Annotated in this window: 9 protein-coding genes; 4 read left to right on the forward strand and 5 right to left on the reverse strand. The window is 70.9% G+C overall.

Annotation, left to right across the window (positions count from 1 at the left end; translation table 11 throughout):
* The 3 genes from tilS to dacB all read right to left on the reverse strand — a co-directional run.
* The coding region (tilS, locus tag MVA01S_RS27175) for a tRNA lysidine(34) synthetase TilS (RefSeq protein ID WP_060941769.1) at positions 1-714 on the reverse strand (714 nt) is incomplete at its 3' end.
* Positions 693-1,766 (reverse strand): Rv3626c family coenzyme F420 biosynthesis-associated protein, encoded by a 1,074-nt coding sequence (locus tag MVA01S_RS27180; protein WP_003931755.1) that lies wholly within the window; start codon positions 1,764-1,766, stop codon positions 693-695. The genes tilS and MVA01S_RS27180, both read right to left, overlap by 22 nt.
* A complete protein-coding gene (gene dacB / locus MVA01S_RS27185; protein ID WP_040542062.1) occupies positions 1,754-3,136 on the reverse strand; it encodes a D-alanyl-D-alanine carboxypeptidase/D-alanyl-D-alanine endopeptidase in 1,383 nt (460 codons plus the stop codon). Before dacB ends, MVA01S_RS27180 begins: the two co-directional genes overlap by 13 nt.
* 118 nt (positions 3,137-3,254) lie before the next feature.
* On the opposite strand from dacB, the gene MVA01S_RS27190 reads away from it, so the two are divergent.
* The 3 genes from MVA01S_RS27190 (at position 3,255) to MVA01S_RS27200 (ending at position 5,651) form a co-directional block, all read left to right on the forward strand.
* The gene (locus MVA01S_RS27190) at positions 3,255-3,740 is read left to right on the forward strand and encodes an inorganic diphosphatase (RefSeq protein ID WP_003931753.1); all 486 of its coding nucleotides are present in this window, start codon (positions 3,255-3,257) and stop codon (positions 3,738-3,740) included.
* 165 nt (positions 3,741-3,905) lie between these two features.
* Positions 3,906-4,427, forward strand: a complete 522-nt coding sequence (locus MVA01S_RS27195) for a 2-oxo-4-hydroxy-4-carboxy-5-ureidoimidazoline decarboxylase (protein ID WP_003931752.1) — start codon at positions 3,906-3,908, stop codon at positions 4,425-4,427.
* A gap of 54 nt (positions 4,428-4,481) precedes the next feature.
* Entirely contained in the window at positions 4,482-5,651 is a 1,170-nt protein-coding gene (locus MVA01S_RS27200; protein ID WP_003931751.1) for an EstA family serine hydrolase, read from the forward strand.
* Here the strand turns inward: MVA01S_RS27200 and MVA01S_RS27205 are convergent.
* Positions 5,633-5,998 (reverse strand): hypothetical protein, encoded by a 366-nt coding sequence (locus MVA01S_RS27205; protein WP_003931750.1) that lies wholly within the window; start codon positions 5,996-5,998, stop codon positions 5,633-5,635. The two genes, MVA01S_RS27200 and MVA01S_RS27205, sit on opposite strands and share 19 nt — an antisense overlap.
* A 101-nt stretch (positions 5,999-6,099) precedes the next feature.
* The gene (locus MVA01S_RS27210; protein WP_003931749.1) at positions 6,100-7,146 is read right to left on the reverse strand and encodes a TerC family protein; all 1,047 of its coding nucleotides are present in this window, start codon (positions 7,144-7,146) and stop codon (positions 6,100-6,102) included.
* 228 nt (positions 7,147-7,374) lie between these two features.
* On the opposite strand from MVA01S_RS27210, the gene MVA01S_RS27215 reads away from it, so the two are divergent.
* A partial coding sequence (locus MVA01S_RS27215; RefSeq protein WP_159426356.1) for an amino acid adenylation domain-containing protein occupies positions 7,375-8,752 on the forward strand: 1,378 nt, incomplete at its 3' end.

Below are 8,752 nucleotides of genomic sequence, written 5' to 3' on the forward strand. Positions count from 1 at the left end.
CCCCGCCGGCACGACGGCCCGCGCGGCGATGTCGTCGAGCGCGTCGGTGTCCTCGCGCAGCGCGGTGGCAGTACGTGCCAGCGCCTCGGCGACGCCGCCGCCGAGCACCTCCTCGAGCAGGGGCAGCACCTCGGCGCGCAGCCGGACCCGGGTGTAGCGCGGGTCGGCGTTGTGCGGGTCCTGCCAGGGGGTGAGGCCCAGTTCGGCGCACGCACGGTGGGTGACCGCACGCCGGACCCCGAGTAGCGGACGGCCCCAGGGCGGATCGTAGGACTGCATGCCCGCGAGGGAACGGGCGCCGGAGCCGCGGCCCAGCCCGAGCAGCACGGTCTCGGCCTGGTCGTCGAGTGTGTGCGCCAGCAGCACCGGTGCGCCGCGCCGGGCCTGCCCGAGTGCGCGGTAGCGGGCGGTGCGGGCGGCGGCCTCCGGCCCGCCGTCGGTACCCACGTCCACCGGAATGATTTGCGCATCAACGCATCCCAGGCTCAGCGCCTGGCTGCGGGCGGTCGCGGCGACGCGCGCGGATCCCGGTTGCAGCCCGTGGTCGACGATCAACGCGGTGGTCGGCCGCAGCGCCGCCACGACCGCGGTCAGCGCGAGCGAGTCGGGACCGCCGGACAGCGCGACACACCACGGCCCGGACACGTCGGGGTGGGTACGGACGAAGCCGGCCAGCGCAGCGCGCAGCTCGGCTACAGCACCCTGTCGATCCATCGCTGCGGCTCGTCGATCTCGGCCGGCAGCGGCAACGTCGCGGCATCGGTCCAGACGGTGTTGAAGCGCGCCATGCCGACCCGGTCCACCACGTGGTCGACGAACGCCTTGCCCCGGGTGTACTGGCTGAGCTTCGCGTCGACACCCAGCAGTGCGCGCAGCAGGCGTTGCAGCGGCGGCTGTTTGCGCTGCCTGCGCTGATCGAACCGGTGCCTGATCGAGGCCACCGACGGCACCACGGCCGGGCCGACGGCGTCCATCACGTGTTCGGCGTGGCCTTCGAGGAGCGTGCCGAGCACCAGCAGGCGGTCCAGCGCCGCACGCTGCGGTTCCGACTGCACGGCACGCACAAGCCCGAGAATGCCCGCCGAATTCGATTCTGGCTCACCCGTTTTCGCACCCGAGCGGCGATCGCGGACGTACTCGGCGACCCGGCTCACGATCTGGCCGACGTCCTCCCCGTCCTCGTCGGTCAGCACGGCGAGCGCATCCGACATGTGCCCGACCAGCCACGGGTTGGCCCGGAACTGCACCCGGTGGGTGACCTCGTGCAGGCATACCCACATCCGGAAATCCTTGGGGGACACCCGGAGTTGACGCTCGACGGCGATCACGTTCGGATACACCAGCAGCAGCTCGCCACCGCCGGGAGCGAACGGGTCGTACTGACCGAGGATGCCCGAGGACACGAAGGCCAGCACCGCGCCGGTCTGCGCGCCGGCGATCCGGCCGGTCAGCGCGCCCGGTTTGCCGTCGCCGTCACCACCGGTCATCACCCGCATCGACTGCGCCGCGGCGCGAATCCACTCGGGGCGGTTGACCACCCGCGCCTCGGGGATCTCCCCGCCCTCGATGAGCCCGGTCGTCTCCCGCACCGGCAGCTCGGCGTCGCGGGCGGCCTCGCTGAGCTGCGCGACGGCCTGCCTGCGGGTGTAGTCGGTGGCCGGGGGTTCCGGGCGGGCCAGTTTCCCGCCCAGCGACGCGGCCAGATTCCAGTCCACGGCGCGGCCGACGGTCAGCCCGGACTTCGGCGACGAGGTCACGACCGGCACCCGCAGGTGCGCAGCGTGGCCGCGAACGCGTCGAGCGCGGTCCGCCCGGTCGGGCCGGCGTCGTTGGACAGCAGCGCGAAGGTGAGCACGCGGCCGCTCTCGCCGGTGACGATCCCGGCCAGCGAGTTGGTGCCGGTCAGCGACCCGGTCTTGGCCCGCAGATACCCCGCCGCGGCGCGGCCGTCCTCGGTGTCGAGGTAGCGGTTGGACAGCGTGCCGGAGCCGCCGGCGATGGGCAGCAGGTCCACCACCGGCCGCAGCGCCGGCTCGGAGTCACCGGCCGCGGCCTGCACCACCTCGTCGAGGGTCTCGGCGGTCAGCCGGTTGTCCACCGACAGGCCGCTGGAGTCCAGCAGCCGCGCGCCCGCGGTGTCGATGCCGGCCTCGCGCAGCGCGTCCAGCACCGCCCGCGCGGCACCGGCGAAACTCTGCGGCTCGCCGGTGGCGGCGGCGACCTCGCGGCCGATCGACTCGGCCATCACGTTGTCGGAGAAGTTCATCATGTCGCGCAGCCGCTGCATCAGCGGCGGGGACTGCACCGACGCGATCTCGGTGCCCTTGGCCTCCGACGTCGGCGACGACGTGACCGTCACCTTGGCCGGATCCAGGCGCAGCGCGACCGCCAGCGCACGGCCGGCGTCCAGCGCCGGGGTCCTGGACCGGCGCGACTCGACGGTCACCGGCTGCGTGCGGCCGCCGTCGAGCATGATCGACTCGATCGGCGCGATGTCGCCGCCGTCGATGTCCAGCGGGTCCCAGCCGGGCGCCATCGTCGGCCCGGTGTACGCGCCGACGTCCACCTGCACGGTGTTCACGTCGACGCCGCTGCGCCGGATCTGGTCGGCCAGGTCGCTGATCCGCGCGGCGTCGCGGTACCAGGTGTCGACGTTGGGCGGCGCGGCCGACAGCGTCTGGTCGCCGCCGCCGACGAGCACCGCCACCCCGGGTTTCGGGGACAGCACGCGCGTCGTCAACCTGGCGTCGCGGTCGAGGGTGAGCAGCGCCGCGGCGGCGGTCAGCAGTTTGTTCGTCGAGGCGGGCTGCATCGGGACACCGGAGCCCTGCGTCCACAGCTGTTCGCCGGTCTGCGCGTCGGTGATGCGGCCGGTGAACCTGCCCAGATCCGGGTTGGCCAGCACTGCGCGCAGCGCCCGGGTCAGGCCCTGCGGGGTGGGTTTGTCCGCGGATTCCGAGACGGGCTGGACCCGTGGCGACGCGGTCGCCAGGGCGGGTGCGGGGCCGACCGCGACCTGTTCAGAGGTCTGCCGGGTGGCCACCAGCGCGGCCGCGGCCACCAGCACGACCACCAGCGCCAGAACCGACACCCCCACCACGATGTACGTGGATCGCCGCCACCGAGTGGGCCGCATATTTCTCCTGATCTCGATCGCCTAGCCGAGCCACCCCTGTAGAGCAGCGTATCCCTCGTTTAGTGTTGACCCGCGTCGTCAGCGACGCCCCAGGTCCCCGCACAGTAGGAGTCACGGCGTGCAGTTCGATGTCCTCATCGAGATCCAGAAGGGTTCCCGCAACAAGTACGAGGTGGACCACGACAGCGGCAAGGTGAAGCTGGACCGCTACCTGTTCACCGCGTTCGGCTATCCGACGGACTACGGCTACATCGAGGACACCCTCGGCGAGGACGGCGATCCGCTGGACGCGCTGGTGCTGCTGCCCGAGCCCGTGTTCCCCGGCTGCATCGTCGAGGCGCGTCCGGTCGGCATGTTCCGGATGGAAGACGAGAAGGGCGGCGACGACAAGGTGCTCTGCGTGCTCGCCGACCCGCGATGGGACCACATCCAGGACATCGGCGACGTGTCGGAGTTCGAGCTCGACGCGATCAAGCACTTCTTCGTGCACTACAAGGACCTGGAGCCGGGCAAGTTCGTCAAGGCCGCCGACTGGGTGGGCCGCGAAGAGGCCGAGGCCGAGGTGAACCGCTCGATCGAGCGCTTCAAGGCCGAGGGCCACTGACCTCCCACTCGCGAGCAGACGCGAACTCGCACGTTCGGGTCCGTTTTCGTGCGAGTTTGTGTCTGCTCGCGCCGGTTCGGCATGTTCAGGCACTGTCGCGCATTGTGTTGCACGCCCGTAACACGGCGTAACGCCTGCGCCGCTTGACGAACCGATCATTGCGGTGTGTTGCTGCATCAGGGGATCGGGCTGGACGCATTCAACGCCCTGCCGATGCGCCGCGCCGTCCACGCGGTCTTCGAGTGCTGCTACAGCGTGCCGCTGGCCGCCGATCTGGCCCGCGCCCGCCCGTTCGACACCCACGACCGGCTGTTCCGCTTCGCCGACACCCTGCTGTTCGGGTTGAGCGAAGAGGCGGTCGACTCGATCCTGCAGGCCTACCCGGACGTGGGCAGGCGGCCGGGCAGCGAGAAGTCGCAGGCCGAGCAGTGCGCGATCTCCGACGAACGCCCCGAGGTGATGGCCGAGCTGGCCGCCGCGTCGAAGGCCTACCTGGACCATTTCGGGTTCGGCTTCGTGATGTTCGTCAACGGGTACGGCGCCGACCAGGTGCTCGCGACGATGCGCGACCGGTTGCACCACGACCGCGAGACCGAGCGCAAGGTGGTCCGCAACGAGCTGGCCCGGATCAACCGCACCCGGCTGGAGCGCATGCTCGGCCCCGAGGGCGGCTACGACAACTGGTGAGATAGCAGGCGCGCTCCTCCCGCCGCAGGGACGACACGGCCTAGGGTCTGTCTCATGACGGAGGTGGCCGGCCGCTGGGAGTCCCGCTTCGACGCGCTGGCCGCAGCGCTGGCCGACGAGGTCGCCGCCGGCGCCGAACTCGGCGCGTCGATCGCCGTCGACGTCGACGGGGAGCTGGTGGCCGACATCTGGGCGGGCCACGCCGACCGAGCGAAAACCGTTGCCTGGCAACAAGACACGATCGTCAACTTCTGGTCCTGCACCAAGACGCTGACCGCGCTGGCGGCGCTGATGCTCGTCGACCGCGGCGAGCTGGACCCGTTCGCGCCGGTGGCCCGCTACTGGCCCGAGTTCGGCGCCAACGGTAAGGCAGGCATCGAGGTGCGCCATCTGCTGTCGCACACCTCCGGGGTGTCGGGATGGCAGACCCCATTCGGCGTCGAGGACATCTACGACTGGCCCAGGGCGACCGCGCATCTGGCCGCGCAGGCGCCGTGGTGGCCGCCGGGATCCGCGTCGGGCTACCACGCGATGAACTACGGGCACCTGATCGGCGAGTTGATCCGCCGCATCACCGGCACGTCACTGAAGCAGTTCGTCGCCGAACAGATCGCTGCTCCGCTGCAGGCCGACGTCCAGATCGGGGCGCGGCCAGAAGACCACCCGCGCATCGCGGAGTTGGTGGCTCCCCCACCACGCCAGAGCGGCCTGGACCGGTTGCCGCCCGACCACCCGGCGGTGCTGACGTTCGCGGCGTTCCCGCCCGGCGCCTACGGCGTCGCCCACGCCGAGACCGATGCGTGGCGACGGGCCGACATCGGCGGCGCGAACGGTCACGGCAACGCCCGCGGTCTGGTCCGCGCGCTGTCCCCGATCTCGTTGGGCGGCACCGCCGGCGGGGTCCGGCTGCTCGGCCCGCGCACCGTCGAGCTGATCTTCACCGAGCAGTCCCGCGGCACCGACCGAGTGCTGTTCGTCCCGCTGCGTTTCGGCATCGGGTTCGGCCTGCCCAGCCCCGAGAGTGTTCCTGCCGTGCCCGCGGGCAGGTCAGGGAAGGTGTGCTGGTGGGGCGGCTGGGGCGGTTCGCTGGTGGTGATGGACCTCGAGCGGCACGCGACGTTCGCCTACGTGATGAACAAGATGGGCGGCGGCACCACCGGCAATGCCCGCACGCTGCGCTACGCGACGTTGATCGACGCCGCGCTTCAGGATGCGCGCGGCTGATCGCGCGTGGCCAGCCGGCCGAGCACGTCGCGGCCCACCGTGCCGACGTCCTGCCGCGGGGACGCCGGGATCAGCGTGACGCCGTCGGCGACGCCAGCCGACGCGATGTCGGAGATCAGGCCCGCCAGGCCGTCCACCGTGCCGACGTAGTGCACGGTCGCCTCGTCGGCGGGGTCCAGCGCCTGCTGCGCGGACCGGAAGTCCCCTGCGACGGCGACCGTGACGTCCAGGATCACCGCGACGTCGTCGGAACCGGCGCGGATGCGGGCCCGGACCCGCCGGGCCGCCTGCAGGTCCTTGGCCGCGACGCGGACGATCTGCTGGTCGCCGTCGGTCAGCTCGCTCACGCCACCGTCTTCTGCCACGAAAAGCCGCACCCGGTCACGCTATCCAGCGTGACCGGGTGCGGCCCAGGTTTGCGCTCAGCGCGAGTGCAACTATCGCACGCTCAGCGGCTCGTATCGGGGTGCGGATCGACCGTCGTCTCGTTGTCGCTGGCCGGCGAATCCCCGTTTGACGTGCCGTTTTTCCGCACGTCGTGCACCCGGGTCTTGTACAGGCTGGCCACGGTGGTCAGCAGCAGCGTGACGACGATCACCCCGAGCGAGAGCAGCGTCGGGATCTCCGGCACCGGCACGTGCTCGCCACCGTTGATGAACGGCAGCTCGTTCTCGTGCAGCGCGTGCAGCAGCAGCTTCACGCCGATGAAGCCCAGGATGATCGCCAGGCCCTGCGACAGGTACACCAGCCGCTTGAGCAGATCGCCGAGCAGGAAGTACAGCTGCCGCAGACCCATCAGCGCGAACACGTTGGCGGTGAACACCAGGTAGGGCTCGCGGGTCAGGCCGTAGATCGCCGGGATCGAGTCCAGCGCGAACAGCAGGTCGGTGGTGCCCAGCGCGATGATCACCAGGAACATCGGGGTCATCAGCCGCTGACCGTTGTCCTTGATCCAGAGCTTGAGCCCGTCCCACTCGTCGGTGAACTTCATCCGCTTCTGCGCGAAGCGCACCACCGCGTTGTCGCCGTCGTCGTCGTGGTCGGTGTCCTTGACCAGCTTGAGCGCGGTGTAGATCAGGAACGCGCCGAAGATGTAGAACACCCAGGAGAACTGGTTGATCGCCACCGCGCCGAGCGCGATGAAGATGCCACGGAAGATCAGGGCCAGGATGATGCCGACGAGCAGCGCCTGCTGCTGGTAGATCCGCGGCACCTTGAAGCTGGCCATGATGATCAGGAAGATGAACAGGTTGTCCACCGACAGGCTGTATTCGGTGAGCCAGCCCGCGAAGAACTCGATGCCGTACTGGCTGCCGTGAAAGAACCACGTCCACAGGCCGAAAGCGATCGCCAGGCTGACGTAGAGGGTCAGGTACCCGGCGGTCTCACGCCGGGTCGGCTCGTGCGGGCGACGCCCGATCACGATCACGTCGAAAAGCAGGATCGCGATCGTCACGGTGAGCGTGATGCCCCACTCGAGACCACTTACGTTCATCAAACCTCCGGTCGTCGTCACACGCCGGAGGTCTCTTCCACCACCGCGCAGTGCGGTGGCCCACAGCACCGGTCGTCCGAGGTCGGACGGCGTGATGACGACACCGTGGCGAAGGAATACTCCCCTCCAAGCGGCTCATTGTGCCAGCCGGATGTCCGACACGCGAAATGAGCCGCCCGACGGGGCCAAGCGACTCCGGACGCTGAGTAGTTTGTACCCGTGACAGCCATGGATCGAACCCCGGAGATCCCCGCGCAATACCTGCTGTCGGAGTTCGCTTCCCCGCCGCGCACGCTCGTCGACATCCTGTACGAGACGGCCCGGCGATTCCCCGACGCGCCCGCGCTCGACGACGGAACCGTGCAGCTCACCTACGCCGAACTGATCTCCGACGTCGAGGACAGCGTCGCCTGGCTCGGCGCCCGCGGGATCGGCCGCGGCGACCGGATCGGGATCCGGATGCCCTCGGGCAGCTATGCGCTCTACGTCGCGATCCTGGCCACGCTGGCCACCGGCGCGGCCTACGTGCCGGTCGACGCCGACGACCCGCCGGAGCGCGCCGAGCTGGTCTTCACCGAGGCGCAAGTGGTCGCCGTCATCACCGAACGCGGGCTGGTCCGCGGGCCCGGCGCGTCCCGGGGCTGGCGCGCGACGGCGCCGCTGAGTCGGGACGACGCGTGGATCATCTTCACCTCCGGATCGACCGGGACCCCCAAGGGCGTGGCCGTCACGCACCGCAGCGCGGCGGCGTTCGTCGACGCCGAGGCGCAACTGTTCCTCCAGGACAACCCGCTGGGCCCCGGCGACCGGGTGCTGGCGGGGCTGTCGGTGGCCTTCGACGCGTCGTGCGAGGAGATGTGGCTGGCGTGGCGGCACGGCGCCTGCCTGGTGCCCGCGCCCCGGTCGCTGGTGCGCAGCGGCATGGACCTGGGGCCGTGGCTGGTCTCGCGCGACATCACCGTGGTCTCGACGGTGCCGACGCTGGCCTCGCTGTGGCCGGCCGAGGCGCTGGAATCGGTGCGCCTGCTGATCTTCGGCGGCGAGGCCTGCCCGCCGGAGCTGGCCGAACGGCTCGCCGCCGGACCGGATTCGGCGGGCCGCGAGGTATGGAACACCTACGGGCCGACCGAGGCCACCGTGGTGGCGTGCGCCGCGCGGTTGGACGGCAGGTCTCCGGTGAGCATCGGGCTGCCGCTGCCCGGCTGGGACCTGGCGGTCGTCGACAAGGACGGACTGCCGGTGGCCCTCGGCGAGGTCGGCGAGCTGGTCATCGGCGGCGTCGGCCTGGCCCGCTACCTGGACCCGGACAAGGACGCCGAGAAGTACGCCGCGCTGCCCTATCCGAGCCCGCTCGCGCTGTGGACCCGCGCCTACCGCAGCGGGGACCTGGTGCGGCTGGAATCCGACGGCCTCTACTTCGTGGGTCGCGCCGACGACCAGGTCAAGGTCGGCGGCCGCCGCATCGAGCTCGGCGAGGTGGACACCGCGCTGGTGAACCTGCCCGGGGTCACCGGCGGCGCCGCGGCCGTGCGCCGCAGCGCGTCCGGCACCCCGCTGCTGGTCGGCTACGTCGCGGTGGCCCCGGAGCTGGCCGGCGGGTTCGACG

This window comes from Mycolicibacterium vaccae NBRC 14118 = CIP 105934 (genome assembly GCF_001552715.1).
GTDB classification, from domain to species: domain Bacteria; phylum Actinomycetota; class Actinomycetes; order Mycobacteriales; family Mycobacteriaceae; genus Mycobacterium; species Mycobacterium vaccae.

What these genes read in the sequence shown, in the direction of transcription:
- dacB (WP_040542062.1), bottom strand. Translation starts at nt 3,136, where the DNA reads ATGCGGCCCACTCGGTGGCGGCGATCCACGTACATCGTGGTGGGGGTG.
- MVA01S_RS27200 (WP_003931751.1), top strand. Translation starts at nt 4,482, where the DNA reads ATGACGGAGGTGGCCGGCCGCTGGGAGTCCCGCTTCGACGCGCTGGCC.
- MVA01S_RS27210 (WP_003931749.1), bottom strand. Translation starts at nt 7,146, where the DNA reads ATGAACGTAAGTGGTCTCGAGTGGGGCATCACGCTCACCGTGACGATC.